At 60.9% G+C, this 26964-nt stretch carries 34 protein-coding genes; 7 read left to right on the top strand and 27 right to left on the bottom strand.

All coding sequences use genetic code 11. The annotated features are described in order from the left end of the window. Positions 1 to 188 precede the first annotated feature (188 nt). Together HY067_05980 and HY067_05975 are read left to right on the top strand one after the other, a co-directional pair. Positions 189 to 563: a hypothetical protein gene (locus tag HY067_05980; protein MBI3527503.1), complete on the top strand. Its 375-nt coding sequence runs from the start codon at positions 189 to 191 to the stop codon at positions 561 to 563. A 45-nt stretch (positions 564 to 608) separates the two neighbouring features. Then, positions 609 to 878: a thioesterase family protein gene (locus HY067_05975; GenBank protein ID MBI3527502.1), complete on the top strand. Its 270-nt coding sequence runs from the start codon at positions 609 to 611 to the stop codon at positions 876 to 878. Between the two features lie 215 nt (positions 879 to 1093). On the opposite strand, the gene HY067_05970 is transcribed toward HY067_05975, so the two are convergent. The 27 genes from HY067_05970 to HY067_05840 form a co-directional block, all read right to left on the bottom strand. Then, complete coding sequence (locus HY067_05970) at positions 1094 to 2734, bottom strand: protein kinase (GenBank protein MBI3527501.1); 1641 nt, start codon at positions 2732 to 2734, stop codon at positions 1094 to 1096. A 191-nt stretch (positions 2735 to 2925) separates the two neighbouring features. Then, positions 2926 to 3984 (bottom strand): serine hydrolase, encoded by a 1059-nt coding sequence (locus HY067_05965; protein ID MBI3527500.1) that lies wholly within the window; start codon positions 3982 to 3984, stop codon positions 2926 to 2928. A 127-nt stretch (positions 3985 to 4111) separates the two neighbouring features. Next, complete coding sequence (locus HY067_05960) at positions 4112 to 4801, bottom strand: haloacid dehalogenase type II (protein MBI3527499.1); 690 nt, start codon at positions 4799 to 4801, stop codon at positions 4112 to 4114. Between the two features lie 98 nt (positions 4802 to 4899). Further along, positions 4900 to 5688: an ABC transporter permease gene (locus HY067_05955; protein MBI3527498.1), complete on the bottom strand. Its 789-nt coding sequence runs from the start codon at positions 5686 to 5688 to the stop codon at positions 4900 to 4902. Further along, positions 5685 to 6611: an ABC transporter ATP-binding protein gene (locus HY067_05950; protein ID MBI3527497.1), complete on the bottom strand. Its 927-nt coding sequence runs from the start codon at positions 6609 to 6611 to the stop codon at positions 5685 to 5687. The genes HY067_05955 and HY067_05950 overlap by 4 nt, the downstream gene beginning before the upstream one ends. A gap of 86 nt (positions 6612 to 6697) precedes the next feature. Then, positions 6698 to 7084, bottom strand: coding sequence for a DUF427 domain-containing protein (locus tag HY067_05945; protein MBI3527496.1), 387 nt, complete (start codon positions 7082 to 7084; stop codon positions 6698 to 6700). A gap of 22 nt (positions 7085 to 7106) precedes the next feature. Continuing rightward, the gene (locus HY067_05940) at positions 7107 to 7904 is read right to left on the bottom strand and encodes an SDR family oxidoreductase (protein ID MBI3527495.1); all 798 of its coding nucleotides are present in this window, start codon (positions 7902 to 7904) and stop codon (positions 7107 to 7109) included. After that, the gene (locus HY067_05935) at positions 7877 to 8305 is read right to left on the bottom strand and encodes a helix-turn-helix transcriptional regulator (protein ID MBI3527494.1); all 429 of its coding nucleotides are present in this window, start codon (positions 8303 to 8305) and stop codon (positions 7877 to 7879) included. Before HY067_05935 ends, HY067_05940 begins: the two co-directional genes overlap by 28 nt. 17 nt (positions 8306 to 8322) lie before the next feature. After that, positions 8323 to 9819, bottom strand: coding sequence for an MFS transporter (locus tag HY067_05930; GenBank protein ID MBI3527493.1), 1497 nt, complete (start codon positions 9817 to 9819; stop codon positions 8323 to 8325). Between the two features lie 118 nt (positions 9820 to 9937). Further along, positions 9938 to 10426 carry an SRPBCC domain-containing protein gene (locus HY067_05925; GenBank protein MBI3527492.1) on the bottom strand — a complete coding sequence of 163 codons (489 nt, stop codon included), beginning with the start codon at positions 10424 to 10426 and terminating at the stop codon, positions 9938 to 9940. Then, on the bottom strand, positions 10423 to 10893 hold the full coding sequence (locus HY067_05920) for a VOC family protein (GenBank protein MBI3527491.1): 471 nt from the start codon (positions 10891 to 10893) through the stop codon (positions 10423 to 10425). Before HY067_05920 ends, HY067_05925 begins: the two co-directional genes overlap by 4 nt. Positions 10894 to 10920: 27 nt before the next feature. Then, complete coding sequence (locus tag HY067_05915) at positions 10921 to 11454, bottom strand: SRPBCC domain-containing protein (protein MBI3527490.1); 534 nt, start codon at positions 11452 to 11454, stop codon at positions 10921 to 10923. A 34-nt stretch (positions 11455 to 11488) separates the two neighbouring features. Beyond that, positions 11489 to 12067 (bottom strand): polyisoprenoid-binding protein, encoded by a 579-nt coding sequence (locus HY067_05910; protein ID MBI3527489.1) that lies wholly within the window; start codon positions 12065 to 12067, stop codon positions 11489 to 11491. 46 nt (positions 12068 to 12113) lie between these two features. Beyond that, positions 12114 to 12653, bottom strand: coding sequence for an SRPBCC family protein (locus HY067_05905; GenBank protein MBI3527488.1), 540 nt, complete (start codon positions 12651 to 12653; stop codon positions 12114 to 12116). A gap of 44 nt (positions 12654 to 12697) precedes the next feature. After that, positions 12698 to 13111 carry a VOC family protein gene (locus HY067_05900; protein MBI3527487.1) on the bottom strand — a complete coding sequence of 138 codons (414 nt, stop codon included), beginning with the start codon at positions 13109 to 13111 and terminating at the stop codon, positions 12698 to 12700. A gap of 38 nt (positions 13112 to 13149) precedes the next feature. Continuing rightward, positions 13150 to 13578 (bottom strand): YciI family protein, encoded by a 429-nt coding sequence (locus tag HY067_05895; GenBank protein MBI3527486.1) that lies wholly within the window; start codon positions 13576 to 13578, stop codon positions 13150 to 13152. A 108-nt stretch (positions 13579 to 13686) separates the two neighbouring features. After that, positions 13687 to 14172 (bottom strand): SRPBCC domain-containing protein, encoded by a 486-nt coding sequence (locus HY067_05890; protein ID MBI3527485.1) that lies wholly within the window; start codon positions 14170 to 14172, stop codon positions 13687 to 13689. Beyond that, the gene (locus tag HY067_05885; GenBank protein MBI3527484.1) at positions 14153 to 14515 is read right to left on the bottom strand and encodes a winged helix-turn-helix transcriptional regulator; all 363 of its coding nucleotides are present in this window, start codon (positions 14513 to 14515) and stop codon (positions 14153 to 14155) included. The genes HY067_05890 and HY067_05885 overlap by 20 nt, the downstream gene beginning before the upstream one ends. 195 nt (positions 14516 to 14710) lie before the next feature. After that, positions 14711 to 15079, bottom strand: a complete 369-nt coding sequence (locus tag HY067_05880) for a VOC family protein (GenBank protein MBI3527483.1) — start codon at positions 15077 to 15079, stop codon at positions 14711 to 14713. A gap of 85 nt (positions 15080 to 15164) precedes the next feature. After that, positions 15165 to 15542: a VOC family protein gene (locus HY067_05875; protein ID MBI3527482.1), complete on the bottom strand. Its 378-nt coding sequence runs from the start codon at positions 15540 to 15542 to the stop codon at positions 15165 to 15167. Between the two features lie 33 nt (positions 15543 to 15575). Next, complete coding sequence (locus HY067_05870; GenBank protein MBI3527481.1) at positions 15576 to 16028, bottom strand: SRPBCC domain-containing protein; 453 nt, start codon at positions 16026 to 16028, stop codon at positions 15576 to 15578. Continuing rightward, positions 15926 to 16366, bottom strand: a complete 441-nt coding sequence (locus HY067_05865; GenBank protein MBI3527480.1) for a helix-turn-helix transcriptional regulator — start codon at positions 16364 to 16366, stop codon at positions 15926 to 15928. Before HY067_05865 ends, HY067_05870 begins: the two co-directional genes overlap by 103 nt. Positions 16367 to 16499: 133 nt before the next feature. Then, on the bottom strand, positions 16500 to 16802 hold the full coding sequence (locus HY067_05860) for a hypothetical protein (protein MBI3527479.1): 303 nt from the start codon (positions 16800 to 16802) through the stop codon (positions 16500 to 16502). A 137-nt stretch (positions 16803 to 16939) separates the two neighbouring features. Continuing rightward, positions 16940 to 17251, bottom strand: coding sequence for an arsenate reductase (locus HY067_05855; protein ID MBI3527478.1), 312 nt, complete (start codon positions 17249 to 17251; stop codon positions 16940 to 16942). Between the two features lie 175 nt (positions 17252 to 17426). Continuing rightward, positions 17427 to 18812, bottom strand: coding sequence for an FAD-binding protein (locus HY067_05850; GenBank protein ID MBI3527477.1), 1386 nt, complete (start codon positions 18810 to 18812; stop codon positions 17427 to 17429). Between the two features lie 250 nt (positions 18813 to 19062). Then, a complete protein-coding gene (locus HY067_05845) occupies positions 19063 to 20160 on the bottom strand; it encodes a mandelate racemase (protein MBI3527476.1) in 1098 nt (365 codons plus the stop codon). A gap of 206 nt (positions 20161 to 20366) precedes the next feature. Then, on the bottom strand, positions 20367 to 21302 hold the full coding sequence (locus tag HY067_05840; protein MBI3527475.1) for a 2-dehydropantoate 2-reductase: 936 nt from the start codon (positions 21300 to 21302) through the stop codon (positions 20367 to 20369). Between the two features lie 167 nt (positions 21303 to 21469). Here HY067_05840 and HY067_05835 point away from each other — a divergent pair, with 167 nt between their 5' ends. The 5 genes from HY067_05835 to HY067_05815 all read left to right on the top strand — a co-directional run bounded on the left by HY067_05835 (position 21470) and on the right by HY067_05815 (position 26762). After that, positions 21470 to 22663 carry a pyridoxal phosphate-dependent aminotransferase gene (locus tag HY067_05835; GenBank protein MBI3527474.1) on the top strand — a complete coding sequence of 398 codons (1194 nt, stop codon included), beginning with the start codon at positions 21470 to 21472 and terminating at the stop codon, positions 22661 to 22663. Positions 22664 to 22881: 218 nt separating this feature from the next. Continuing rightward, entirely contained in the window at positions 22882 to 23739 is an 858-nt protein-coding gene (locus HY067_05830) for an alpha/beta hydrolase (protein ID MBI3527473.1), read from the top strand. A gap of 86 nt (positions 23740 to 23825) precedes the next feature. Continuing rightward, on the top strand, positions 23826 to 24692 hold the full coding sequence (locus tag HY067_05825; protein MBI3527472.1) for a sel1 repeat family protein: 867 nt from the start codon (positions 23826 to 23828) through the stop codon (positions 24690 to 24692). Continuing rightward, complete coding sequence (locus tag HY067_05820) at positions 24689 to 25303, top strand: hypothetical protein (protein MBI3527471.1); 615 nt, start codon at positions 24689 to 24691, stop codon at positions 25301 to 25303. Before HY067_05825 ends, HY067_05820 begins: the two co-directional genes overlap by 4 nt. Positions 25304 to 25607: 304 nt before the next feature. Continuing rightward, entirely contained in the window at positions 25608 to 26762 is a 1155-nt protein-coding gene (locus HY067_05815) for an epoxide hydrolase (GenBank protein ID MBI3527470.1), read from the top strand. The last annotated feature ends 202 nt before the right edge of the window (positions 26763 to 26964 follow it).

Here is a 26964-nt window from a genome sequence, read left to right as displayed (position 1 = left end):
ATCGGCGCTCTCGCCTCTTGGAGTCCGCGGGTCAAGTCAGCAGTGTGCGTAAATGAAAAAGTTGCCGAGCTTGCCTCGCTGCTGCCTCAAAGTTCTTCAGCCGATAGCCCGTCCTGAAAATCCGTACCACTACGGCTTCAACCCTGCGCCTCTCGCGTCCGGTAAACTTGGTACAAAAAGGGGGTGCAATGAAAAAGCTCGCGATTGTTCTGTTGTTGCTAAGCAGCGATGCCTGGGCGGGATGGAAGAGCGTAGGAGAGGACGATACCGCCACTTCCTATGCCGACCCGGCGACGATTGTCAGGAAAGGCAATACCGCGACGATGTGGTCGCTGCTCGACTACAAGGCTTTTCAGCGCATGGTCGAGGTCGGCTATTTCTCGCAAAAGGCCCAGGTCGAATACGATTGCGCCGAACCGCGATCTCGGGGACTCAGCCTTTCGCTTCACGCCGAAAAGATGGGCGAGGGCAAGGTGATTTACGAGGACGCTTCGCCGCATGAATGGGAAGCGGTGGACGCCGGTACCATGAGCGAGATTTTCCGGAAGGTCGCCTGCAAGTAAGCCATCGACATCCGATCCTTATCGCTCGCGCACCTGCGGACGGCCATGCGTGGCATGGCGGCCGTGGATCAGCATATTTCCTACATTCAGGAACTACACGCCGGAGATGTCGTGACCGTGCGAACCACGCTGATCGAGGTCAAGGAAAAGAGCATGCGGTTCGTTCACGAGATGACGAACGATGAACAAAACGAGGTTGTCGCAAGAACCACACTGAAGGTCGTGCACCTGGACACCGAAGCGCGAAAGTTCTGCGCGTTCGCCGAACCCATTGCCGCCAAGGTGGCCTCCATGCTTGCGGTGACCCAGATTTAATCGACCTGATTGGATGCTCGCCCGGAAATGCGATGTGCCATTCGCCGGCAATTGCGCTATGTCTGATCGTCGATCGCCTTCGACACCTGCCCGAAAAATTCGTCAGCTTAGTCCGCGTCGATCCAGCGCACCACCAGCACCATGCGGCGCTCGGGCTCGATCCACGTAAACGAATCCCCCGCCCCAATAGCAAAGTCGGTCGCCGCTTGCGAGCGCTAGCTGAACGCGTTCTTCACCAAGGCACCGACAGCGCCAGACAGGCGGGAGAGGCCAAGGCGGGATGCCATCGACCTTTGCGGTTCGTGACTGCCTGAAGAATCCGATCCGTATTTGTTCGCGTGTACAAGCAAGTCGTCGATCACCGCGAGGATTTCGTCGGAATTCCCGTACCGGTCGGCCAGATCCGGCGCAAGCATCTTCGCGATCATCCGACGAAGTTCCATTGGGAGGGACCGGAACGAGTCGTTCTGGATGAGGTGACCCTTCTTCTCGATCGGGATCGAGCCGGTGAGCATTTCGGAGAAGATCATTCCAGCGGAAAAGATGTCTGAGCCAACGGATTTCGGTTCATCGGGCAGGCTGTACCAGTTCGCCTGGCTTTCATCATCGAGGTAATGTTCTTCCAGCCCGATGCCCGAGAGTTTCGCATGGCCGTCCTCGGACATGAGGATATTGGCGGGCCGGAGATTGCCGTGGATCATCCGGTTCTTGTGCAGGAACGACAGGCCATCGCAGATTTCGCGCACCGTCAGCAGGCTTTCCTGCCAGGGCGGTACGTTCGCGAGGCGATCCTTGAGGCAACCGCCGGCCAGGTACTCCATGACGATGATCGATACCCGTCCGTTGGTCGAGGTGCCATACACGTCCGCCACGTGGGGATGCTTGAGGTTGGCCAGCAATCTGGCCTCCGACACGCCGGACTTTGCGTTGAAGATCTTCTTGATCACGAGGAGTTGGCGGGTGGCCCGGTTCTCGAACAGGTAGTCGGCACCGAAGCGGCTCTCCTGGATGACATCGAGCAGGCCGAACTTGTCGGCTAGGTTCTTGAAACCCTCGACGGCATGCTCTTTCTGCTCCTGCCGGATGTGCGAGCCCTGCAGGAGCGCGAGTAGCGCGTCCTTGACCGCATCGGCGCCGGCGAATCGATCGGCGGGATTCGTTCGCAGGCAATGGACGATGATTTCGTCGAGGCGCCGGGGAATCTGTGCGTCGATCGCTGAAGGTAGCACGCCGACAACCGGCTTTTTCCCGGTGAAGAGTTCGTACATCACGACGCCCAGCGAGTAGATGTCGCTGGCCCTCGTCACGCTGGCGGTGCCCAGCTTTTGCTCGGGCGACATGTAGCTCGGCGTGCCCATCACCGGCGTGCTCTGCGCCTCCTCTCCGCCGCCGCCGAACAGGTGGGCGATGCCGAAGTCGGCGACCATGACATTGCCCTCGGTGTCGATCAGGATGTTGGCCGGTTTGATGTCGAGATGGATCACGCCGTTCTTGTGGGCGTAGGCCAAGGCCTTGCACATCTGGATGATGACGTCCACCTTCTGGTGGAAGTCGTATCGTCCCTCCGCGATGACTCTGCCCAGGTGCGTGCCTTCGACGAACTCCATCACGAAATACGGCACGGCGTCGGCGATGCCGCGATCGATCACGTGGATGATGTTCGGATGGTTGAGCCGGGCGATGATGAGCGACTCCCGGTTGAAGCTCTCGACGACTTCCGGGTCGTCGGTCAGCGTCCGGGAGAGGACCTTGATCGCCACCGGGCGGCCGAGCGAGCCCTGCACGCCCTTGTACACCATGGCCATGCCGCCTTCCCCGATTTTTTCCACCAACTCGTAGTCGCCGAACTGTGCCATTCCCGTTTCCGAAGTCGATTCCACCCCAGTCTGGATATCGACCCGTTCGAGCCCGGACTTGAGCAGGATGCTTCGGGGGAAAAGCCGGAGAGCAGGAACACTGGTTGAAGCATGAGACCTTGGAGCAGGCCTGTTCGCTCACGCGTGACAAGCCGGCTGGTCCCGTGGTCGGCCGATCTCCGGTTGTGCTGTTATTCTAGAGTAGCGATTGCTTTCAACACCCGCCCGAAGAATTCGTCGGCATGGTCTGCATCGATCCAGCGCACCACCAGCACCATGCGGCGATCGGGCTCGATCCACACGAAGTTGCCGCCGGCGCCGAAGGCGAATCGGCTCGAAGCGGGCACGCTGCGGAAGATGCGCTGTCCGTGATTGATCCAGGTCAAGTAACCGTAGAAGGGCGCGATGGTGCACGGTGTGGCCATGCGCTTGATCCAGTCCGCGGAAACCACCTGACGGCCGTTGGCCTTGCCGCCTTCGAGCATCATCTGGCCGACGCGCGCCTGATCGTGGGCGCCGATGGACATGCCGCCGCCCCAGTGCGTGCCGCCGGGCACGGACTGGACCTTCTTCCCGTTGATCTCGATCCACGAGTTGTCGTACCCGACCCAGCGCCAGGCATCGCTGGCGCCGATGGGTTGCATGATGGATTCGCGAAAGACTTCGGGCAGTGGACGACCGAACAAGTGCAGCAGGGACAGCGAGAGCTGGTTGATGCGCACGTCGTTGTATTCCCAGTACGTGCCCGGCACCTGCAGCGGACGCGGATCGCCCTTCTTCCCCGTGGGCTTGGGCGACTGATACGGAATGCTGCGGTAGCGGTCCGCCTGATCCGAAATCCCGAAGACCATACCTTCCCATTCGCTGGTCTGTTGCAGAAGCTGCGCCCAGGTCACCAGTGCATTACGGCCGTCGTCGAATCCGATGCCGGGTACCCGCGCGCGAACGGGTTCATCGACGTCGGGCAACAGCCCGCGGTCGTGGGCGACGCCGGCCAGCAGTGCGAGATAGGTTTTCGCGATGCTGAAAGTGAGGTCGGGTCGATCCGGTTCGCCCCACGAAGTCAGGGTTTTCCCGTCGAGGATGATGGTGCCCGACACGGGGCCGCGCGCATGCACCGGCCCGAGAAGCTTGTTCCAGGGCGGCGGGTCGTCGTGATGAACGCCCCACTTGTCGGTAATCTCGCGCGTCCAGGGGGATTCGTGGTCGATCGCGAATTGCACTGCCTGGTCGAGTTTCTTGTTTGGCATGGAAGACGAAGTTCAACCTGGTATGAGAGAACGTTCTGACGGCGAAGCGGGAGATCGATGATCGCACCAAGGGCAATGTATGTCCGCCGCAGATTTTTGTGCAATTCGAGCTTTATTGGGAACGCGCTTATCCCGCTTTGAGCAGCAGGGCCGGCAGCTCGGCGAGAGTGCGGATTTCGCGGTCGGGTGAGCCGGGAAGGCGCTCGCGCCGCTGGGCATACCGGTTGCACCAGACCACGCGCATGCCGAACGCCGAGGCCGCGTGGGCATCCCACGCGTTCGATGACTGGAAGGCGATTTCCGCGGCGCCAACGCCGAGGGTATCGACGGCCAGCCGGTAAACATCGGGATGAGGTTTGAAAACGCCCACTTGTTCCACGGACAGGACGTGATCGAAGAGGCTGCCCAGACCCGCGCCCTCGACGGCGTCCGCCAGCATGCCCGGCGTGCCATTCGACAGGATCGCCGTGACGAATCCCGCCTGCTTCAAATCCTCCAGCACTTGCGGAACTTCAGGAAAACATTTCAGCGTACGGTAGAGATCCAGGAGCCTGCTGCGCAGGCTGGCATCAGCGATGCCGAGGGACTCCATGGTGAAATCGAGCGCGTCCGACGTGACCTGCCAGAAATCCGCATGGCGGCCCTGTAAACCGCGCAACCAGGTGTACTGGAGCTGTTTGTCGCGCCAGAGCGCAGTGAGCGTGGCGGCCTTGTCGCCGAGCGCATCGCGGCAGCCTGCCGCCGCCGATGCAAAATCGAAAAGGGTTCCATAGGCATCGAATACGCACGCCCGGACCTTCAGACTGTCATTGTTCATTTGCACCTGCCCTTCGTTGAGTGGAGGGAATCGGAAATGTAGACCCCGAAAGTCCTCATCCGATCCATCGTCATTCCGCAAAGGATTCTTGGAGCTCCTCAGCTCTTCAGCCGGTACCCCGTCCGGAAAACCCATACCACGCCGGCGAGGCAGGCCATGAAGAACGCAAGCGTCATCGCGAGGCTCAATCCCACGCCGACGTCCGAATTTTCGTAGAAGCTCCAGCGAAAACCGCTGATCAGGTAGACGATCGGATTGAACAGGCTCACCGTGCGCCACGCCGGCGGCAGCATGTCGATCGAATAGAAGGCGCCACCCAGGAAAGTCAGCGGCGTGATGACCAGCATCGGGATGAACTGCAACTGCTCGAAGCCCTTCGCCCAGATGCCGATGATGAAGCCGAACAGGCAAAAGGTCGCCGCGGTCAGCACCAGGAAGGCGATCATCCACACCGGATGCAGGATGTGGATCGGCACGAACAGCGTCGCCGTCGCCAGAATCACCAGGCCGAGGATGACCGACTTGGTCGCCGCCGCCCCGACGTAGGCGAGCACGATCTCGAGCGCCGACACCGGTGCGGACAGGACTTCGTAGATGGTGCCGGTGAACCTCGGCAGATAGATGCCGAACGAGGCGTTGTTGAGGCTCTCGGTAAAGAGCGACAGCATGACGAGCCCCGGCACGATGAAGGCGCCGTAGGGCACGCCGCCCACTTCGCTCATGCGCGCGCCGATCGCTGCACCGAACACCACGAAGTAGAGCGAGGTGGTGATCACCGGCGTCACCAGGCTCTGCCAAAAGGTGCGCTTGAAGCGCGCCAGCTCGAAGCGGTAGATCGCCAGCACGCCATGGCGGTTGAACGCCGGAACCTTTGCGGACGCACTCATGCGGATTCGTGTACCAGGCTGACAAAGATATCCTCGAGCGAGCTTTGCCGGGTCTGCAGATCCTTGAACCCGATGCCGAGCTCGCTCAGCCGGCGCAGCAGCATCGGGATGCCCGTCCCCTCCTCGCGCGCGTCGAAGTTGTATTCCAGTTCGTTGCCGCTGTCTTTCAGGATGAGGCGCCAGTCGCTCAGGCCCGCGGGGATCGCCGCCATGGGCTCCTGCAGATGCAGCGTCATCTGCTTCTTGCCGAGCTTCTTCATGAGTTCGGTCTTTTCTTCGACCAGGATCAGTTCCCCCTTGTTGATCACGCCGATGCGGTCGGCCATTTCCTCGGCCTCGTCGATGTAGTGCGTGGTCAGGATGATGGTCACGCCGCCGGCGCGCAGCCGCTGCACCAGCCCCCACATGTCGCGCCGCAACTCCACGTCCACGCCCGCCGTCGGCTCATCCAGGAACAGGATTTCCGGCTCGTGAGCCAGCGCCTTGGCGATCAACACGCGGCGCTTCATACCGCCGGACAAGGTCATGATCTTGTCGTTGCGCCTTTCCCAGAGCGACAGGTCGCGCAACACCTTTTCGAGATGCACCACATTGGGCGCACGCCCGAACAGCCCTCGGCTGAAGTTCACGGTGTTCCACACCGTCTCGAACATGTCGGTATGCAACTCCTGGGGTACGAGACCGATCTTCGAGCGGCACTCGCGGTAGTCGCGAACGATGTCGTGGCCGTCCACCAGCACGGTGCCCGTGGTCGGCGTGACGATGCCGCAGACGATGCTAATCAGCGTGGTCTTGCCCGCACCGTTGGGACCAAGCAGGGCGAAGATCTCGCCCTTGCGGATTCCGAGGTCGATGCGCTTCAGCGCCTGCAGGCCCGAAGCGTAGGTCTTGGTCAGGTTGGAAATGGCGATGATCGGTGGCATCGGTGCGAGTTTAGCGTCATTCCAGCCAGGAGATTTCGGCAACGACGAGGATTCTGTTGCCAAGCGTGCTTGCGGGAGGGCACTGCTCAGGCCGGGAGCGATTCGATGCGATCGACCTTGTTAGGATAGAACGCGAGCCGTTCCCTGATCACACTGACTTCGTCGTACGGCTGTTCGTAGCTCCAGACCGCGTTCTGCTCTGTCCGTTCGCCCGAAGACAACGTGTAATACGAAGCGTGGCCCTTGAACGGGCAATAGGTCCGGTGCTCGGTCCGCGTCAGGCAGTCCATTTTTACGTCCTGGCGCGGGACATAGTAGACGGGCGGATAGCCGCTTTCTTCGAGCTTGATTGCATTCCGCGTATCGGCAATGACCTCGCCATTGAAAATCACCCGCACGCGCCCGCCCGCCGGCTTGGTCACGACGCGATGCTCGGGATGCTTGCTGTGACCGGGGCCACTGTTGGGGTTCATGAGAACATCGTCCTGGCTGCCGTTAGTCGACGAGTGAGCCACAGGTCAGATTGGCGATGACGCCGGTCATCGCGCTGGCGCGATCCGAGGCCACGAAAGCCGCATAGTTCGCGACTTCGGCAAGAGTCGGGAAGCGTCCAAGCAGCGTTCCGGTGCGCGCACGTTCCGCCAGCATGGCCTCGACCGTGGTGCCGGCCCGCTGCGCGAAGCCACTGAAGACTTCACGGGCGTGCGATGTGGCCACCGCTTCGGGGATTGCATCGGGCCGCAGGCACAGAACGCGGATGCCGTTGGGGCCGAGCTCATCCGCCAGGATGCGCGAAAATGTCTCAATGGCGCCGCATGTCACGCCATAGCCCAGGAATCCCTGTCCCGTCATGCGCGATCCCGGCGTCGACAGCGTAAGGATCACCCCGGAGCCTTGCTTCGCCATGTGCCGCGCGACCGCCTTCGCCGTGAGGAAATGCGTTCGCGTATACGCCGTGATCGGATGCGCATAGTCTTCGAAGGACAGCTCCGCGAGCGGAGGGCCCTGCACGTGCAGGATGCCGACGGCGTTCAGCGCAATGTCGATGCTGCCGGCTTTCGCGGCCACGGCATCGGCGTGTTTCTCGACGGCGCTCTGGTCGAGCGCATCGACTTGGGCCGTCTCGGCCGTTCCTCCTGCGGCGGAGATCTCCCTGGCTACCGCATCGAGCTTCGCAAGGGTGCGACCGGCAAGGAAGACTTTCGCGCCTTCGCGGGCAAACGCGCGCGCGACAGCACCGCCGATCGCACCTCCTCCACCATAGATCACGGCGTTCTTGTTCTTAAGCAGCATTTCTTTCTCCACTTGCTTCTGAAAGTCTTTGGCGTCGCACCGGTAAGCCGCCTGAAGACCTTGCTCATGTGACTCTGGTCGGAAAATCCGCTCTCCTCGGCGATTGCCGCCAGGCTTCGATCGCTCTCGAGCAGCAACGCTTTGACCCTCTCGATGCGCGCCTGCGGCAGATAGCGATGCGGCGCCAATCCGGTCGTGTTCCTGAACGTTCGCGAGAAATGGAATACGCTCTGTCCGGCGGCGCCGGCAATGTTCTCCAGACGGAGATCGCCCGCGAGATTGGCGTGGATGTATTCGATCGCACGGCGCACCGCCCGGGGCGGGAAGCGTCCCATCGACGCAACGCGCAGGCCGATCCTGTCCTCTGCGTGTGTTGCTGCTTCAGAATTGGAATCGAGCATTTTCCCTGAAGCCTCCTTCAATATCGGTGGGCAGCAGCCGATTCGCCAGCTTGTCCCGCCGCAGCCTGCATTCCCCCACTCGCTTTTTCACCTTCGTATGCGGGCACCTGCCGTCCGGCACGAAGAAGCACGGCGCTGAGCAAGGCCGCTGCGGCGGCGAACACAGCGCCAATCAGGAAGGCAACGTGGTAGCCGCCGTTGAGGGCAGCGAGCGAGCCCGCGCCGGACGAGAGCAGGTTGTTCGCGCGGGCGCCCGCCAGGCTGGCCAGGATCGCGAGGCCGAGCGCCCCGCCCATCATGAACGAGGTGTTGACCACTCCCGAGGCGAGCCCGGATTCGTTTGGGCTCACGTCGCTCATGGCGGCGAGCAGCACCGGGTTGAACGCGATGCCGGCGCCCAGGCCGAGGAGGAGCATGCCGGGTAGCACATCGACGACGAAGAGACCATCCACCGGTGCCCGCGCGAAGAGCAAGAGCCCGACCGCAGCCAGCAACAGTCCCACCGCGAGCGGCGGCCTGATGCCGAAACGCATGACGATCTTTGCGGAGAGGCCGAGCGAGAACGTCGCCATGATCAGATTGGCCGGCAGGAAGGCGAGTCCGACCTGCAGCGCGCTGTAGCCGAGCACGAGCTGCAGGTAGAGCGCGGAAATGAAGAACCAGGCGAACATCGCGGCGGCCCACAGGACGCCGACGACGTTGGCGGTGGCGACATTGCGCAGCCGGAACAGGCCAAGCGGCATGAGCGGTTCGCGTGCCCGGCTTTCGATACCGAGGAAGGTCGCGAGCAGCACCGCCGCTGCTGCGAGCAGCCCAAGCGTTGGCGCGGACGTCCAGCCGGCTTCGTTGCCGTTCACGATCGCGTAGACGGCAAGCATCAAAGACGAGGTTACCGTCGCGGCGCCGGCGACATCCAGACGGCCAGTCGCCGTCTGACCGCGCGCATCCGGCAGCAGGACGAGGCAGAGGGCATAAACCGCGACGCCGATCGGCAGATTGACGAGGAAAATCCAGTGCCAGTTGAACGCGCTCGTCAGCACGCCGCCGAGCAACACACCGATGCTGCCTCCGCCGGCGCACACGAAGCCGTAGATGCCCATCGCCTTTGCGCGCCCGGACGGCTCGGTGAAGAGATTCATGATCAGCGAGAGCGCGACGGCGGAGACGACCGCGCCGCCGAGCCCCTGCACCGCACGAGCTGCGATGAGCAACGCCTGCGAGTTCGACAGTCCGCAGGCAAGCGATGCGAGCGTGAAGAGGGTGATGCCGAACAGGAACAGCCTGCGGTGCCCGAAGAGATCGCCCAACCGGCCGCCAAGCAGCAGGAAGCCGCCGAATGTGAGCATGTACGCATTCACAACCCACACCAACGAGGTTTCGGAGAAGCCGAGATCTTCCCGGATCGACGGCAGGGCGACGTTCACGATCGTCGTGTCGAGAACGATCATTAGCACGCCGAGACACAGCACGTATAGAGCCAGCCAGCGCTTGCGGCTGTCGACATCGTTTGCCACTGTTATTTCTCCTTTGCCTTGCCTTGCGACGCTGTATCCGGGATGCGATGCGAAAGAGGGCTCAATCACCTTCAGGCCGGGCGGGCGCCGCGTTATCTTCAGCCCCGCAGGGTCGGTATTACGCCCGCGCCACGTAAGCGGCGAATCGCTGCAGGCAACTGGTCCAACCACCTTGGTGGGAATCGCGCGCCGCAACCGACTCGAATTCGGCCTGCCGGAAAGTCATCAGTGTCTTCGCGCCGTGATCCGCGAAGGTGATGGTCACGATCGTCTCGTGGTCGGGATCGCTCTCAGGGTCATCCGAAATGTAGGTGAACACGAGCCGCTCCGGTTCCACCACCTCGAGATAGACACCACGCCGCCAGTAGTCGGTGCCTTCAGGCGAGCGCATGCACTTGCGCCAGACGCCGCCCGGGCGGATGTCCATCTCGAGGAAGGCCACGGAGAATCCCTCCGGAGCCCACCACTGCACGAGTTGTTCCGGCTCGGTCCATGCGCGGAACACCACATCGCGGGGTGCGTTGAAGACGCGGGTGAAAAGCAGCACGCGGTCCTGTGCCTCGGCTGTCGCACCGGGCTTTGCCACGGATAATTCTTTGGTGCTCATTGCAGCGCCGCCTGTTCCAGGCGCTTTATGTCGAGTTTGCCCATTTGCATCATCGCATTCATGACTCTCGTCGACTTCCCGGCATCTTTGTCCTGCAGCAATTTTCCCAGGATGGAAGGAACGATCTGCCACGACAGGCCGAATTTGTCCTTGAGCCAGCCGCATCTTTGCTTTTCTCCGCCCGCGGAAAACTTCTCCCAGAATTCATCGACTTCTTCCTGCGTCTCGCAGTTCACGAAGAACGAAATGGCAGGGGTGAAGGTGAAAACCGGGCCGCCGTTCAGCGCAAAGAACTCCTGCCCGTCGAGTTCGAAGGTCGCGGACATGACCGTTCCCTTCGGCCCCGGCCCCGCATCGCCATAACGGGTAACGCGCCCGGTCTTCGAGTTCTTGAAAATGGAGACATAGAAGTTCATTGCCTCCTCGGCTTTGCCGTCGAACCACAGGAACGGCGTGATTTTTTGCATTTGAGTATCTCCCAATCCTGGTTGCGGTTATATGCGCTGTTCCCTGACGGCCTTTGCCAGGTAGTCGTTGAATTGCTCGAAGGTTCCGGTCCAGCCCTGCTGCATCGACGCCATTCCGTCCTGGAAGGTCTGGCGCTCCAGGTCCGTTGCCTCATACGCCTCCCACTGCACGGTGACCGTAGTCTTTCCGCCGGCTTCCTCGAAAGTCACTGTCGAAAGCATTTGCAGCGGCCAATTGAGGTGGCCGGGGTGCCGGCTTAAGCCACCCTCCGGGTCGGAAAACGACACGATGAATACCAGCCTCCGCGGCGGATCGATTTCGCGGTAGACGAACCGGCCCCACATGTCGCTGCCGTCGGGCGCGCTCATGCCGTAATGAAACTTGCCGCCCGGCCGGAGATCGACCTTGCAGGTGTGCACGGTGAAGCCTTTCGGTCCCCACCACTGTTTCAGGTGTTCGGCCTCGGTCCAGGACTTCCACACGATGTCTCGTCGCGCGTTGAACTCGCGCGATATGACGAAGGGGCGGTCGGCCTGGGGAGAGGATTTTTCCGCGGGCATGATTTTTCTCCTGAAGAGGATATCGCGGTCAGGCTCATTCGTCCTTGATCGCTTCGACCTGGACGCGCAGGTGCACCTTGCCGGCGTCGCCCTGACCGTACTGGCTCATTTTCATGCCGTATTCCGACCAGTTGAGCTCGCCTTCGGCGTCAGCTCCGCACACCTCTTTCTTGAGCATCGGATGCGGCATGCAGTTGAAGAGATTGATACTGAGCGTCACTGGGCGCGTAACGCCCATGATCGTGATCTGGCCGTCGACGGTCTTGGGCTTGTCGCCGGCGAACTTGAGCTTGCCCTTGTAGGTGGCGGTCGGAAATTTTGCGGTATCGAAGAAATCATCCGAGCGCGCTTTCTCGTCCATCGCGGCGAGGCCGAAGTTGATGCTCGAGACGTCGATCGTGACTTCGACATTTCCCGTCCTGGCAGCGCGGTCGAGCAAAACCTTTCCGGAGGTCTTGTTGAATTTGCCGCGCCAGACGGAGAGACCCATGTGGGAGAACTCGAGGCTCGGGTAGGTATGCATGGGGTCGATGGTGTAGTTGTCGGGTGCGGCAACCGCGGGAAACGCAGCACCGGCGATAACGGCGGCGAGCAAGCACTTCGTCAATGACATGGCGTTTTCTCCAGAGATGAAATCCGATGGACCGAGGGCTGGCGCGCTATTGCTTCGGTGCCGACTCCGCCACCGATTTCATATCGGCCAGACCCTTCTCGAATTGACCGCCGACCATCTTGTCCATGTTCATGCAAAGATTGATCGCCTTGGCAAAGAAATTGTTCTTGCCTTCCATGCTCCACGTCACGGCCGTTTGATTGCCTTCGGGCTTGAACGTGAACGTCGCCGTGTTGGTGGCTGCGAAGGGCTTCATGAACTCGAGCTTGATCCGGACGAGGTCGCTCGGGCGGCTCTCGATGATCGTCAGGCGTCCTTCGCCCACATCCTTGTTGCCGGCCCATGAGTAAGACGCGCCAGGCCCGGCCGGCGGGCCTGCAAAGGTCAGCTTCATCGCCGGATCGACTTTCTGCCACGGGTTCCAGGCTTCCCATTTGTGGAGGTCGTCGACTTGGGCAAATATCGCAGGCGCGGGAGCGGAGATAGTGGCGCTGCGCGCAATGCGGAAATCGGCGGGCTGCAGTGCCACGACGACGGCAAGCACGACAACAATGATGGCGAGGGCAATGAGGATGATCTTGAGCATGGTGACTCTTCTCCCTATGGCTTGAATTGTGGGAAGGCTTTCGCTTACGGTGCGACGATGATCATCCACGACACGCCGAAGCGGTCGGCGACCATGCCGAAGCGCGGCGAGAAAAAGGTTTTGCTCAAAGGCATCTGTACCTGGCCGCCATCACCCAGCAAAGCGAACAGCCGTTCAGCCTCGGTTTCGTTCGCCACCGATAGCGACAGGGAAAAGCCCTGAAAGCTCGGCTTGCCGGTGCACCTGCCGTCGGAAGCCATCACCGTCGTGTCGCCGATGCGAAAGCTCGTATGCATCACCTTGTTTTCGGATCCCGGCGGGATCATGCCAGGTGGATGGGGCTCGGGACTGTCACTGAAGCGCATGAGCATCGTCACCTCGGCGCCGAGTTTGCTGCGGTAGAACTCGACCGCCTCCTCGCAGCGGCCATCGAAAAACAGATAGGATTGGACTAGCATTGCATTTCCTTTTCGCGGTATTGAAATGGGAGAGGCTGCTATCGTTTCGCGGCCGCCTGGGCCCGTATGCGCTCCTCTTGTTCCCTGAGCTCGGGCGTGAACTCGGCGCCGAAATCATCCGCCTCGAATACCTGGCGAATCTCGATCTCGGAGTCCGTGCCCGGGAAGGGATTGGGACAGCGCTTGACCCATTCGATCGCTTCTTCCTTCGACTTCACCTGGAACAGCCAGAAGCCCGCGACCAGATCCTTCGTCTCGGGGAAGGGTCCGTCGATTACGATCCGTTTCGTGCCGGAAAACCTGACGCGTGCGCCCTTCGAACTCGGGTGGAGCCCTTCGCCTGCGAGCAGCACGCCGGCCTTCGCCAGCTCCTCGTTGTACTTTCCCATCTCGGCCAGAAGCTTCTCGTCCGGAAGGACGCCTGCCTCGGAGTTCTTGTCTGCTTTGACTATCACCATGAATCGCATTGTCTTGTCTCCTTCAGGTTGTTTGCAGCCCTGTGTTGAGGGCCGGTAGCAGAGGATGACGACTCCCGAACTCATGTCGCCTGCTTCTGTCCCGCATGGGCGCCAGGTCTAAACCATCTGCGCCAAATATTCGCCGAGGCGATCCAGAGTCTGGTTCCCGCCCTCGATGGCCCCATACTGCTCCACGGTCTTGTCCCGTTCCGCAGCCGTCGCGAAGAGCATCCGGAGGGTGAGCCTGGTCTTGCCGCCTTCCTCCGCGAAGGTCACCGTTACTTGAAACTGCACGTCCTCGGCCTCTCCGTCCCCGCTATGGTTATAAACCAGGCGCTCGGGTTTCACGATCTCGAGATAGACGATCCTGTTCGGATAGTCGACGCCATCCGGGCCGTGCATCATGAACCGCCAGACGCCGCCCGGCCGCACGTCGATCTCGTGAGTGGTGGTCGTGAAACCTCGCGGGCCCCACCACTCGTTGATGTGTTTCGGATCCGTCCACGCTTTCCAGACGAGTTCGCGCGACGCTTCGAAAGCGCGAGTCAGGACGATCTCCCGATCCGACGTTGCCTCGGCGGCACTACTTCTTTTTGCGACCACTGGTTTTTCCTTTCTTTTCCTTCGATTGGATTTCGCGCAGATAGGCGTCCAGTCGATCGAAACTTTTCTCCCAAAACTGCCGGTAGCGTTCGACCCAGTTGGAGATGTCCTTGAGCGGCCCCGCCTCGAGCCGGCAGGGGCGCCACTGTGCCTCGCGGCCGCGTGTGATGAGACCCGCGGACTCCAGCACCTTGAGATGCTTGGATACCGCCGGAAGGCTCATCTCGAAGGGCTCCGCCAGATCGTTCACGGATTTTTCCCCCGAAGCGAGCCGGGCAAGGATTGCGCGCCGGGTGGGATCGGCAAGGGCCGCGAACGTGCTGCTGAGGCGGTCGGGGGACATGCTTTGAATTTCACTCTCCGGTTAATTAACCTAAGAGTTAAATATACCAGCAATAAAAAAATCTTGTCAAGCGCCCGAGCGCGAATTGCCGCCACCAGTCGATGATGTGATCCGCCGAACCTCTTGGGAGAAGTCCTTGAGATGCGGCGGATTGTCCTTGACCGGCGTGTAGTGCCGCGTGGCGCCCGTCGGTGTTCATTGCTTTTTGGCTGCCTTCCACAATCCCATCATGCGCCCCTCTGGATCCGTGAACAGGGAGAATGCACCCATGCCTGGCACCGCCTGTTCCTCGACGTGGATCTTGCCTCCTGCCGCAACCACTTTCTTGCGATAGGCCGCAAGGTCGTCGACGTTGACATAGAAAAGCATGTTGCCCGGCCACGGTCCCTCGCGCTCCGGCTTCAGGATGCCGCCGTTGATGCCGCCCTCGCCGCCGGTTTCGACCATGCGGTAATTCATTTCGGGGATGTGCTGGATCTTCCAATCGAAGATCTTTTCGTAGAACGCCGACACTTTCGCCGGATCCTTCGACATCAATTCCCAGTGAACGACAGGATTGCCCATGGTGATCTCCTTTCATTAACGCGTGGAAGAACGCCGGTCAATGAGAGCCCGGCACAGTCGAACAGTGTGTAACGCAGGCTGACTGCTATCCGCTGACGATGTTGAGGATGTTGCCGTCCGGATCCTTGAACCAGGCGAGCTTCATGTGCCCGCCGATATGGACGTCGCCCTCCCGCTTTGTGTCCGGCATGTCGTAATGTTCGAAGGTCACGCCCTTGGCTTTCAGCTCGCGGACAACACCCTCGACGTCATCGCCGACCATCCATGTCAAGGCCGTCGCCTGGTTGGTGCCGGCGTACTTCGATCGATATACGTTGATGGTGGAGTTCCCGCTCCGGTAGGCGATCATTTCCTTGCCTTCCTCGCGCACTTTTTTCAGACCGAGCGTGCCTTCGTAAAATTTCCTCGCTGTTTCCATGTTGCTGACCGCGATGGTTGCGGCTGCATCGTTATTTCCCAGCATAGTTACCTCCTCGGCTGTCGTTGTCTGTCCGTCTTATCGCTGACTCTCCCGCAGAAAGCGTTCGAGTTTGGCGAGACTGCCGGTCCAGCCGTACTCATGTCGGTCGCGCGCCGCAACATCGAAGAACTGCTCGTGCAGCATGTTGAATTCGGTGCCACTGCCCGAGGGCCGGAAGCTGAGAGTCACCAGCGATTCACGCTCAGGCGTGCTCTTCCACGCCCAGGTGAACACCAGTTTGCGGTGCGGCTGCACTTCCCGGTACACGCCGCTGACGTCGTGCTGCTCGCCATCGAGAGTGCTGAAGATGACGTGAAAGCGACCGCCCACCCGCACATCGGTTTGCGCAAACGAGACTTTCTCCTCGTCCGGCCCGAACCAGTGTTTCAACGCTTCCGGGTCCGTCCACGCCCGCCAGACTTTTTCGGGGGCGACGGGGTAGGTGCGAGTGAGGGAGAGCGACGGCCGCTCGTTGATTTTGTTTGCCATGGTGTCAACTCCTTCTGGTGATACAGATAGCGGCCGAGCGCGTCGAGACGTTCCGTCCAGAATTTCTCATAGCGCGCCATCCACGCCGCAGCGTCCTTCATTGACTCGGCCGAAAGCGTGCAGTTCACCACCCGTCCTTCCTTGGAGCGGGTGATGAGACCGGCGTCCTCGAGCACGCGCAGGTGCTTCATGAAGCCGGGCAGCGACATGCTGTGCGGCGCAGCAAGTTCGCTCACGGGCAGGCTGCCGCCGTCCAGCAATTCGATAACACCGCGGCGCGTCGGATCGGCCAGGGCAGCGAAGACGGTATCGAGCGAGTCTTCTGAATACTTAACCATATGGTTTAGTATCAGCCTTCGCGGGCAACCTTGTCAAGCCCTGTGCTGTGATTCTTGCCTTGGCAGTAGTTGCTTCAGAAATCTTCGCCCTGGCGCGCACGACACGCTGGCGCGCGGGCGAAGGGGTGCCGGCTCAGCGTGGATTCATATCCCGCGGTTCGACGTCGCGAATCACTTCGCCATCTATGACACGTCCGCCGGGCGGCCGTTCGCGCATCCGCCGGCGCAGCGCACGAGTTTTCCACCACAGGTAGCCGCCGAGGATCAGCCCGATTGCCGCTACCACCGCAAATACAAGTAGCGAGAGCATGAATGCCATGACAAGCACCGCGGCACTCGCCGCCGTCGTCAGAATCTTGCCCAGAAAACCGGAGACAGGCGCGCGAAAGCGCGGGTCATTCCCGGGGAGTCTGAATTGGTTATCGTTCGTAGGCATTCGTTATCGCTGCGGTGAAGATGGGTGGTCAGTTTGATATGGGGGATCGCGCAAAGGTTCTCAAGGACTGAGAACCAGATAAAAGAGAGAAGGTGGAAGGTCAAAGGTAAATGGGGAAAGACGGGGGGCGGCTGCCTTTAGCGCTTGAATGCTTCGGTATAGCGCTCGGGAGTGAAACCTACCAGCAAAGCCTCGCCGTTTTCCATCACCGGACGCTTGATCAAGCTCGGGTTCTCGCTCATCAGCTTCAGCGCCTTGTTCTCGTCGAGATTCGCCTGTTGTGTCGGCGAGAGCTTGCGCCAGGTGGTGCCGCGCGTATTCAGAAGAACTTCCCAACCGGCCTGCTTCGACCAAGCTTTCAGGCGCGCGACGTCGATGCCCGCCGCCTTGTAGTCGTGGAAGTTGTAATGAACGCCATGATCGTCCAGCCAGGCGAATGCCTTCTTCATGGTGTCGCAGGTTTTGATGCCGTAGATCGTTGTCACTGGGCGAGGCGAGAGGCGTGAGGCGATTGGCGGAAGAGCAGGGCGGATTGACGATTCGCAAGAGCTTAAGAGCCAGGGATCAGGGCGAGAGGTTAATCTTTAAGCCTTTTCCCCTCACCCCTCATGCCTCTCGCCTCACCTAGAGAGTGAAGATTTTCCCTGGATTGAGAATATTCTGCGGATCGAGCGCCTTCTTGATCTGACGCATTACGCTGACGGCGTCGCCATGCTCCGCGATGAGGAACTTCATCTTGCCCAGGCCAATGCCGTGCTCGCCGGTGCAGGTGCCGTCCATCGACAGCGCGCGCATGACCAGACGATCGTTCAGGCGCTCGGCTTCTTCGAGTTCCTTCGGATCGTCGCGGTTGATCAGGAAGCCGAGGTGGAAGTTGCCGTCGCCGACATGGCCGACCAGCGGCGCGATCAGAAAGCTGCTTTTCATGTCCTTCTTGGTTTCCATGATGCACTCGGCCAGCTTCGAGATTGGTACGCAGACATCGGTGGCCCAGATTTCGCAGCCGGGACGCAGCGCCTTGTTGGCATAGGTCACGTCGTGGCGCGCCGTCCACAGCGCGTTGCGGTCTTCGGTCTTGGTCGCCCATTTGAATTCGCCGCCACCGTATTCAGCGGCGATGGATTGCACCATCTCCGCCTGTTCCTTGACCCCGTTCTCGGTACCGTGGAACTCGAGGAACAGCGTGTCCTTGACCGGATAGTTCAGCTTCGAGAACTTGTTCAGCGAATCCATCTGCACGTCGTCGAGCAGCTCGATGCGTGCCACCGGAATGCCGAGTTGGATGGTCTGGATTACGGTGTTGACCGCGCCTTCGATGCGGTCGAATGAGCACACCGCGGCCGCCATTGCCTCAGGTATGCCGTACAGGCGCAACGTGACTTCGGTGATGATGCCGAGCGTGCCTTCCGAGCCGACGAAAAGCCGGGTGAGGTCGTAACCCGCGGACGATTTCCGCGCCCGTCGCGAGGTGCGGATGATGCGCCCGTCGGCGAGCACCACGGTCAGCGCAAGTACGTTCTCGCGCATCGTGCCGTAGCGCACGGCATTGGTTCCCGACGCGCGCGTCGCGGCCATGCCGCCGAGGGAAGCGTCCGCGCCCGGATCGATCGGGAAGAACAGGCCCTGGTCGCGGATGAACGCGTTCAACTCCTTGCGGGTCACGCGCGCCTGCGCCGTGACGTCGAGATCTTCCGCGCTGGTTCGCAAGACCTTGTTCATGTTGGCGAGGTCGACGACCACACCGCCATGGTGCGGAATCACGTTGCCTTCCAGCGAGGTGCCGGTACCGTAGGCCACCACAGGCGTCTGGTGCCTGGCGCAGATGCGCACGATCTGCGACACCTCCTCAGTGGTATTCGGGAATACCACGGCGTCGGGACGATGCGGGTGATGCCAGGACTCGTCTTTGCTGTGGTGGTCGCGAACGCCGGTGTTGGTGGAAAGGCGGTCGCCGAAGACGGCTTTCAGCTCGTCGATCGCGGTTTGAATTTCTTTGGCTGCAAGGGTCATTGCCGTATCCTCGGTTGACGGCGCTTTCTCTCATGGGAGCGCTCGGGAAGCCACCATTTTACGCTACGGGCATTTCCTGACTGCATATTCATTCCACGCGGCCGCGCGGCGGGGTGGTTCAGAATCTGCGGGACCCTATTGCGAGGTTGACCGGCGCCCGGCGCTTCGCAATTTGTGGGCGCAATCTGTAATCCACGCGTTTACACCACAACGCGCCAGCGGCGAAGCTGGCGCAAAAGGTAGTTGGCGACTATCGCATCGCGTAACGGCTTACGGCGTCTTCGTTCCAGCTTATTCCGGCACCGGGGCGATCAGGGACGAGCACATGGCCGTTCTTGACCTCGAACGGTTGCTGCAGGATGGCATTGGCCCAGTCCATGTACTCCAGCCAGTGGCAGGTCGGCGTCACCGCCAGCAGGTGGGCGCTGAATTCCGGGAACAGGTGGCTGGACATGTCGAGGTTGTGCGCATGCGCGAGCGCGGCCGCACGCAGCCACCCGGTGACGCCGCCGATGCGCTGCACGTCCGGCATGTAGTACTCCGCGGCCCTGGCGTCGATCGCCTTCTGCATCTCGAACGTGTTCAGCAGGTTCTCGCCGATCTGGATTGGCGTCTTCACTTCCGCGGCGATCCTGGCGCAACCGGCATAGTTGTCGTGCCGGATCGGTTCCTCGATCCAGTACAGGCCTTCATCGTCGAGCGCGCGCCCGCGCAGGATCGCTTCGTTCACCGTCAGGCTCTGGTTGAAGTCGGACATCAGGAAGACGTCGTCGCCGATGCGCTTCTTCACGTTGCGCACAGCGGCAAGGTCTTCCTTGAAATTCGGGCGGCCGATGCGCAGCTTTACCGCGCCGTAGCCGCCCTCGGCGATAAGCTGCGACGCCTCGTCCGCGAGCAGCGCCGGATCCTTGATCCACAATCCGCAACTGTTGTAGGCTCGCACCGGCTTGGCCTCGCCGCCGAGCGCGCGAACCAGCGGCAGGCGGAGGCCTTTGGCATACGCATCCCATGCCGCCATGTCGATACCCGCGAGCGCCAGGCCGACCAATCCGGGTGTATCGAACAGCGTCAGCCGTTTGCGCAGCTTCACGTCGATCTCATACGGCACCAGCGCATCGCCCTTGATCATTTCGGCCACCGCCTCGATCGTCACGATCAGCGGCTTCAGCATTGCTTTGGAAAATGCGAACAGATAGGAATGTCCGGTGATGCCTTCGCCGGTTTCGATGTCCACCAGCACCAGCGCTGCTTCGGGAATCGAGCCGCTCGCCGATTGCGGAGGGCGCTTCAGCGGCACCAGCACCGCTCGCGCGCGAATGGTCCTTATTGTCAGTTTTGTTGTGCTCATATTGGATCTCCGAAAGTCAAAACCTCAACGCAGAGGCGCAGAGGGCGCAGAGAAATACGCGGAATTAAATTCAGGTGAATCTTGTGTATCCCTTGCCAAACACTGCAACTATTTGCAGACATGTTCGGTGCAGCCCCTATTCGATCACGAGTTTGATTTTCCTCCGCGTCCTTTGCGTCCTCTGCGCCTCTGCGTTGGGTGTTGCCCTAGATCTGCGCTTCTGCTGGGCGGCCGTTGGCGTAGAGTTTGAGCGCGGCGTAGACGAACTGGTTGGCCGGCGTCGGAATACCAAGCTCCTTGCCGAGCTTGGCTACCGTGCCGGACAACCAAGGCAGTTCCAGCCGGTTGCCGCGGCGCAGATCGCCGCACATCGACGCCACCATGGTCGGCGGAATCGAGTCGATATTGGACATCTGCTTGGCGGCGATGTCGGCTTCGAACTTGACGCCCTTGGCGCGGCCGACCGCAATCACTTCTTCCATCACCTGCTGCATCAGCGCACGAGTGTCGGGATCGGCGCGCAGCGGTCCAGCCGGCATCCGCGTAAGCGAAGTCATGGCCGAGAGCGTGACCAGGCGCACGAACTTTTCCCAGATCGCTCTGTGCACATCCGCCACCAGTTCGGTGTTGATGTTCGCTTTCTTGCACGCCTCGTAGAACCCCTGCGAGCGCGCCGAGCGGCTGCCGTCCAGTTCGCCGAAGAAAAGATTCGCCATGGCGCCGTTATGGCGGATCACGCCAGGCGCTTCGATCAGCGCGGCAATATTGGCGACTCCGCCCATCACATGCGCTTTACCCAGGATCGGCACCAGCGTATCCACTGCGACCACGCCGTTCTGGAATGACACGGCAACGGTTTGCGGGCCGATCAACGGCCTGGCCGACTGCGCGGCTTCTTCCGTAGACCATAGCTTCACCGCGATCATGACCACATCCACCTGGCCGATGGTCTTGGTGTCAGTGGCCGCCTTCACTTTTGGAAGATGCAGGTCGCCGAGCGCGCTCAAGACCTTCAAACCGTTTGTGTTCATCGCGTCCAGATGCGCGCCGCGCGCGATGAAAGTCACGTCTTCTCCACTCGCGGACAGCCTTGCGCCGAAGTAGCCGCCGACGCCGCCGCTACCGATGATTGCAATTTTCATTTGTCGGTTTTCCCGTCTTGTTGGAGTGCATGAAAGGACCGACATGTTAGTCGGTCGCGCCGGATTTTTGAATCGGCGCGTTGCCGCAAAGCGGTTGCGCGGCATAAAATTCGTCCGGTTGCACGGCCGCACCGCCGGTGTCGCCCGCGTTCCAATCGAGGATTTGCATGAACCGACCCGAAAAACTCCCGTCCACCAACAGCCCGCACGTCGCGTCGCGCATGGAAGGCATCGAGCCGTTCCACGTCGTGGTACTGATCAATCGCGCCAGGGAGCTGGAAGCGCAGGGGAGGTCGATCGCCAACATGGTGGTCGGCGAACCTGATGCACCGACGCCGCCCTTGATCGCCGCAGCGGGAATCCGCGCCATCGAAGGCGGGCGTATCGGCTACACATCGTCTCTCGGCATCACCGAATTGCGCGACAGCATTGCCGCCTGGTACCACACGCGCTACGGCGTGGAGGTGCCGCGCTCGCGCGTAATCGTGACGACAGGTTCGTCCGGTGCCTTGTTGCTGACCATGGGCGCGTTGTTGTCCCCCGGCGATCAGGTGCTGATGGCCGATCCCGGTTATCCGTGCAACCGCCACTTCGTGCGCACCATGGAAGGCGAGGCCGTCGGCATTCCCGTCGGCGCGGATACCGCGTATCAACTCACCGCGGCGCTGGTGGAAAAACATTGGACCGCAAAGACCGCGGCGGTGCTGATCGCCTCGCCGTCGAATCCGACCGGCACGCTGATCGATCACGACGAACTGCAACGCATCCACGCCGTTGTCAGGGCGCACGGCGGCGTGCTGATCGTGGACGAGATCTATCACGGCCTCACCTACGGCAAGCGCGATCGCAGCGCGCTCGAGTTTGCCGACGACGTATTCATCATCAACAGCTTCTCGAAGTATTTCGGTATGACCGGATGGCGCCTGGGCTGGATGGTTGCGCCCGGGCAATACATCGCCCCGGTCGACAAACTCGCGCAGAACCTGTTCATTTCTCCGTCGGATCTGGCGCAGCAGGCCGCGTTCGCCGCTTTTCATCCGGACACAATTGCGCTGCTCGAGAAAAGGCGCGACGCATTCCGCGAACAGCGCGATTTCCTGTTGCCGGAACTGCGCAGCCTCGGCTTCGACATTCCGGTCACCCCGGAAGGCGCCTTCTATATCTATGCGAACTGCGAGCGGTTAACGTCCGACAGCTACGGTTTTTGCTGGGACATACTGGAGAAAGCCGGCGTTGCCATCGCGCCCGGACTCGATTTCGGCGGCCACCGCGCGAAGCAGCATGTGCGCTTCTCGTATCCGAAGTCGATTCCCGTACTTGCCGAAGGCGTCGAGCGCCTGCGCAAGTATCTAAAGAAATGAATTCGTGAACCACGGAGGACACGGAGGGCGCGGAGAAGTGCAAGAACAGGCGCGGAAATGAAGACCGGAGAAAATGGCTGCAACGTCGAAATATACTTTCTCCCATATGCCATGAGCCTTTCGCGAAATTCATTTTTCCATTCTTGTTTTTCTCCGTGCCCTCCGTGTCCTCCGTGGTTCAACGTTTATCTTTGTAGAGGTTCTCGATGAGTAGTTTCATGCCGGGAATGCAGCAACAAACCATCCGCGCGAATGGCGTGCGCATCAACGCGTGGATCGGGGGCGAGGGCGATCCTGTCGTGTTGCTGCACGGTTATCCGCAAACCGCGCAGATGTGGCGCAAGGTGGCGCCGCCGCTGCTGAACCGCTTCACCGTGGTTTGTCCGGATCTGCGCGGCTATGGCGATTCCGACAAGCCGCGCGACGGCTACGACAAGCGCAACATGGCGAAGGACATCAGGGAAACGATGAAAGCCCTCGGCTTCGAACGTTTCGCGCTGGTCGGCCACGATCGCGGGGCGCGCGTATCGCATCGGCTGGCGATGGATTACCCGGACGCGGTGAAGAATCTGACCGTGCTCGACATCGTGCCGACGCACACGGTGTTCCGCGACGCCGGCAAGGATCTCGCGGCCGCCTACTGGCACTGGTTTTTCTTTCAGGTTCCCGATCTGCCGGAAATCATGCTTGCCAACAGCGCCGAGCCTTTTCTGCGCAACATGTTTCGCGCGCTGTGCTTCCGCCAGGACGCAATCGAGGAGCCGGTGTTCGCGGAATACCTGCGCGCCTTTACGCTGCCGGGAACGATACGTGCAGGACTGGAAGACTATCGTGCTGCCGCGACCGTGGACATTGCCGACGACGAGCGCGATCTGGGCAAGAAACTGTCGTGCCCCGTGCTGGCCATCTGGGGCGAGCAGGGCAAGATGCACACGTTGTTCGACGTGCTCGGCACGTGGAAAGAGAAGGCGACCGATGTACACGGCAACTCGCTGCCGTGCGGTCATTTCATCCCGGAAGAGGCACCGCACGAATTGTTGCGCGAGCTGATCCCCTTCCTGGGTCAGGGCGGCTGAACCGGCGTCGGGCGCGGCGGTCCATGGATCAGGCCGGCGAGGAATCGACGGCTGGCTTGCGATAACCAACGACTGAGGGCACCAGCATGAAGCTCCGATTTCTTGTCCTGTCCGGTTTCCTGTTCTGCTCGAGCGTCGCGCCTGCGTTCGATCAGGAAGAAACCTTTACCGATCCGACCCCGGGCAAGGACATGCTCGATCCGGGCCGGCTTTCGGAACTGCTGCGCCAGAACGACGTCCGTGCGATGAACAACATCGCGCTGCTGTGGGCGAAGGGTTACGACGGCAAGCAGAGCTTCGAAGAAGCGTTGAAGTGGTGGCAGGAAGCGGCCAAGCGCGGCTACACGGTGGCGATGAACAACATCGGCCTGCTTTACGCCAATGGGCACGGCGTGCCGCAGGATTACACTCAAGCTTTCAACTGGTGGCACCAGTCGGCTTTCCTCGGCAACGCCTGGGCGATGAACAGCGTCGGCGATCTCTATGAGAACGGTCTCGGCACCCCGCGCAATCTCATGATGGCGATGACGTGGTATCAAAGTGCCGCGGAACAGGGCGAGCCGATGGCGATGTACAACATCGGCGTACTCTTCGAAGTTGGCAGCGGCGTTACCCGCGACGACGCCGAGGCGCTCGCCTGGTTTCGCAAGTCGGCGGGACGCGGTTACGCATCGGCGATGCATAGCATCGGGAAAATGTATGCCGAGGGTCGGGCGGTTGGCACCGATCCGGTGGAAGCGCTGGCGTGGTACAGCGTTGCCGAATTGCGCTATCCGCCGGAGGACGCCGGAGAGGCCAAGTCCAACCGCAAAGGCATCGAAGAACTCACCGCGCGACTGGATGCGGAGAGTGTGGCTCGCGCGAAGGAAAGAGCCGCGGCGATCGATGCGATCACCCAACCGGTAAAGCCGGAACCGCCGAAGCCGTTGCTGCCCGGCGAGAAATCCACTTGAGCATTCGCCGTGCGGCGTCGCTGAGTCTCGCGTTCGCGCTGGCCATTTCGCTCGACTCGTATCCGGCGGACGCCGACAAGCGCATCTTGTCGAAAGCCGGTGGCGGCGAATCGGCGGGAATGTACAGCAACTATGCCGACGACGGCAGCGTGGTTTCCCGCAAGTATCTCGGCAATGCCGGCGTCGACGTATTGACCGAAGCCGAATTGATGCCCGCCCTGGTCTCGGCGCTCTATCAAATTTCCAAGTATCACCGGCTGGTGGCGACGCCCGAGGTCATCCGGGTTCCCCACGAACGCATCGAAGCAATCGTGTGCAACGCGAAATGCGCCGCGCTTGCCGTCTACCGTCCCGGCGAGGGTATCTATCTGGACGAACAGCTCAAGCCGGAAACGAATCTGTTCGACCGCTCGGTGCTGCTGCACGAACTCGTGCACTACGTGCAGGACATGAGCGACGAGCATGGGGACATGAGGCCCTGCATGCGCTGGTATCAGCGCGAGCAGGAAGCCTATGCAATCCAGAAGATCTTTCTGTTCATGACCGGCAGCCCGACTCGCGTCGGTTACTCCGCGCACAAGTCCACCTGCGACGACGACAAGCCTCAATAGACCTGCGCCGAAAGGTCTTCACCGCAAAGACGCGAAGGCGCAAAGGGAACGCAAAGAAAATCCAGGTAATGGGTCGGGGCCAAAAGTCGGTTGCACATGTAGCGTCAACATTGGCAATTGGCAGTGATGATCAATTCCCTTCAGTCCTTTTCTCGCATTGCTTTCCTTCGCGTTTCCTTTGCGCCTTTGCGGTTAACGGGTTGACCCGTTCAATTCCCGGCAGCTATCAATCCGCCGTGCGCAATGTATTGGACGGCGCTGCCTTGCGTGGCGAACAATGCGGCTTCCGAATGCGGAGATAGCCATGGCTGCAAACCTGACACCCTTTTCCCTGCACGTCGGCGATGACGTGCTTGCCGATCTCAGGGCCCGGTTGACACGCGTACGCTGGCCCGACGAGGTGCCCGAAAACCATTGGCAGTACGGCACCGACTTGCCCTACCTGAAATCGCTGGTGGAATACTGGCGCGATGGTTACGACTGGCGCAAGCACGAAGCGCAGTTGAACGGCTTCAAGCAGTACAAGGTGAAGCTGGCCGGCATCGATGTCCATTTCATCCGCGAAGAAAGCAAGGGCCCAGCACCGATGCCGCTGCTGATCTCGCATGGGTGGCCCGGCTCGATACACGAGTTCCACAAAATTATCCCGATGCTGACCGACCCGGGCCGCTTCGGCGGCGACCCAGCGGATGCATTCACCGTGATCGCGCCGTCGCTGCCGGGCTATACGTTTTCGTTCACACCGCATCAGCAGCGCTTCTCCATCCAGCAGATTGCCGACGTGTTTGCGGAACTGATGACGGATGTGCTTGGCTTCACGCGCTTTGCGGCGCAGGGCGGCGACTGGGGCGGGTTCGTCACCTCGCGGCTCGGTTATGCATATCCAGAACGGCTTGCCGGCATTCACCTGAACCTGCTTAGCCTCAGGCGCGACACCGCGCTGCCGGAAAATCCGACCGAAGAGGAGAAGCGCTACTTCGAGGAGCGGGCGCACTGGATGAAAGAAGAAGTCGGCTATACGTGGATCCAGGGCACCAAGCCGCAGACGCTGGCGTATGGCCTGACCGATTCGCCGGTGGGCCTGGCGGCCTGGATCGTCGAAAAATTCCACACCTGGAGCGATCACCGCGGCGATCTCGACGGCTATCTCGGCCGCGACGACATGCTGACCAACATCATGCTCTATTGGGTCACCGGCGCGATCGGTTCCTCGTTCTGGCCGTACTACGCGCGCATGCACGGGCCGTGGCCGATACCCGATGGCGCGCGCATCGGTGTGCCGATGGGTTACGCGGAATTTCCGAAAGAGATCCTCAGGCCACCGCGCTCGCTCGCGGAGAAAATGTACAGCGACATACGCCGCTGGACCCGGATACCGAAGGGCGGCCACTTCGCTGCGCTCGAACAGCCGGAACTTCTGGCGCAGGAAATCCGTGAGTTCTTTCGGCCGTTGCGGTAGCGAATACCGGGGAATGACCTTGCGGTGCCTGAATCCGGTTCGTTCCGGTCTCTGGCTCGGCATCGCCAACTCTCCATGGGGTACTTCAAACCCGGTCAGCTCATAAAAAGTAAGCCAAAAGTTACCAGCTCGGCGTTATTCATCTGTAGTTGGCCAGTCATTCATTGCTGGCCGGTTCCCTCAAAGCTTCCTAAAATGCAGA

The sequence above is a fragment of the Betaproteobacteria bacterium genome (assembly GCA_016194905.1).
Lineage (GTDB): Bacteria > Pseudomonadota > Gammaproteobacteria > Burkholderiales > JACQAP01 > JACQAP01.
The sequence above is the reverse complement of the archived record's forward strand: the minus strand, read 5'-3'. Positions and strand labels throughout refer to the sequence as shown.

Bases quoted from the DNA above. Each gene is read 5' to 3' on its own strand.
- HY067_05925 (MBI3527492.1), bottom strand. From the start codon at position 10,426: ATGAGCACCAAAGAATTATCCGTGGCAAAGCCCGGTGCGACAGCCGAG.
- HY067_05825 (MBI3527472.1), top strand. From the start codon at position 23,826: ATGAAGCTCCGATTTCTTGTCCTGTCCGGTTTCCTGTTCTGCTCGAGC.
- HY067_05910 (MBI3527489.1), bottom strand. From the start codon at position 12,067: ATGTCATTGACGAAGTGCTTGCTCGCCGCCGTTATCGCCGGTGCTGCG.
- HY067_05960 (MBI3527499.1), bottom strand. From the start codon at position 4,801: ATGAACAATGACAGTCTGAAGGTCCGGGCGTGCGTATTCGATGCCTAT.
- HY067_05875 (MBI3527482.1), bottom strand. From the start codon at position 15,542: ATGCTGGGAAATAACGATGCAGCCGCAACCATCGCGGTCAGCAACATG.
- HY067_05850 (MBI3527477.1), bottom strand. From the start codon at position 18,812: ATGACCCTTGCAGCCAAAGAAATTCAAACCGCGATCGACGAGCTGAAA.
- HY067_05880 (MBI3527483.1), bottom strand. From the start codon at position 15,079: ATGGGCAATCCTGTCGTTCACTGGGAATTGATGTCGAAGGATCCGGCG.
- HY067_05835 (MBI3527474.1), top strand. From the start codon at position 21,470: ATGAACCGACCCGAAAAACTCCCGTCCACCAACAGCCCGCACGTCGCG.
- HY067_05905 (MBI3527488.1), bottom strand. From the start codon at position 12,653: ATGCTCAAGATCATCCTCATTGCCCTCGCCATCATTGTTGTCGTGCTT.
- HY067_05900 (MBI3527487.1), bottom strand. From the start codon at position 13,111: ATGCTAGTCCAATCCTATCTGTTTTTCGATGGCCGCTGCGAGGAGGCG.
- HY067_05830 (MBI3527473.1), top strand. From the start codon at position 22,882: ATGCCGGGAATGCAGCAACAAACCATCCGCGCGAATGGCGTGCGCATC.
- HY067_05970 (MBI3527501.1), bottom strand. From the start codon at position 2,734: ATGGCACAGTTCGGCGACTACGAGTTGGTGGAAAAAATCGGGGAAGGC.
- HY067_05895 (MBI3527486.1), bottom strand. From the start codon at position 13,578: ATGCGATTCATGGTGATAGTCAAAGCAGACAAGAACTCCGAGGCAGGC.
- HY067_05920 (MBI3527491.1), bottom strand. From the start codon at position 10,893: ATGCAAAAAATCACGCCGTTCCTGTGGTTCGACGGCAAAGCCGAGGAG.
- HY067_05980 (MBI3527503.1), top strand. From the start codon at position 189: ATGAAAAAGCTCGCGATTGTTCTGTTGTTGCTAAGCAGCGATGCCTGG.
- HY067_05840 (MBI3527475.1), bottom strand. From the start codon at position 21,302: ATGAAAATTGCAATCATCGGTAGCGGCGGCGTCGGCGGCTACTTCGGC.
- HY067_05855 (MBI3527478.1), bottom strand. From the start codon at position 17,251: ATGAAGAAGGCATTCGCCTGGCTGGACGATCATGGCGTTCATTACAAC.
- HY067_05950 (MBI3527497.1), bottom strand. From the start codon at position 6,611: ATGCCACCGATCATCGCCATTTCCAACCTGACCAAGACCTACGCTTCG.
- HY067_05975 (MBI3527502.1), top strand. From the start codon at position 609: ATGCGTGGCATGGCGGCCGTGGATCAGCATATTTCCTACATTCAGGAA.
- HY067_05935 (MBI3527494.1), bottom strand. From the start codon at position 8,305: ATGCTCGATTCCAATTCTGAAGCAGCAACACACGCAGAGGACAGGATC.
- HY067_05845 (MBI3527476.1), bottom strand. From the start codon at position 20,160: ATGAGCACAACAAAACTGACAATAAGGACCATTCGCGCGCGAGCGGTG.
- HY067_05915 (MBI3527490.1), bottom strand. From the start codon at position 11,454: ATGCCCGCGGAAAAATCCTCTCCCCAGGCCGACCGCCCCTTCGTCATA.
- HY067_05865 (MBI3527480.1), bottom strand. From the start codon at position 16,366: ATGGTTAAGTATTCAGAAGACTCGCTCGATACCGTCTTCGCTGCCCTG.
- HY067_05955 (MBI3527498.1), bottom strand. From the start codon at position 5,688: ATGAGTGCGTCCGCAAAGGTTCCGGCGTTCAACCGCCATGGCGTGCTG.
- HY067_05965 (MBI3527500.1), bottom strand. From the start codon at position 3,984: ATGCCAAACAAGAAACTCGACCAGGCAGTGCAATTCGCGATCGACCAC.
- HY067_05815 (MBI3527470.1), top strand. From the start codon at position 25,608: ATGGCTGCAAACCTGACACCCTTTTCCCTGCACGTCGGCGATGACGTG.
- HY067_05885 (MBI3527484.1), bottom strand. From the start codon at position 14,515: ATGTCCCCCGACCGCCTCAGCAGCACGTTCGCGGCCCTTGCCGATCCC.
- HY067_05870 (MBI3527481.1), bottom strand. From the start codon at position 16,028: ATGGCAAACAAAATCAACGAGCGGCCGTCGCTCTCCCTCACTCGCACC.
- HY067_05940 (MBI3527495.1), bottom strand. From the start codon at position 7,904: ATGCTGCTTAAGAACAAGAACGCCGTGATCTATGGTGGAGGAGGTGCG.
- HY067_05860 (MBI3527479.1), bottom strand. From the start codon at position 16,802: ATGCCTACGAACGATAACCAATTCAGACTCCCCGGGAATGACCCGCGC.
- HY067_05945 (MBI3527496.1), bottom strand. From the start codon at position 7,084: ATGAACCCCAACAGTGGCCCCGGTCACAGCAAGCATCCCGAGCATCGC.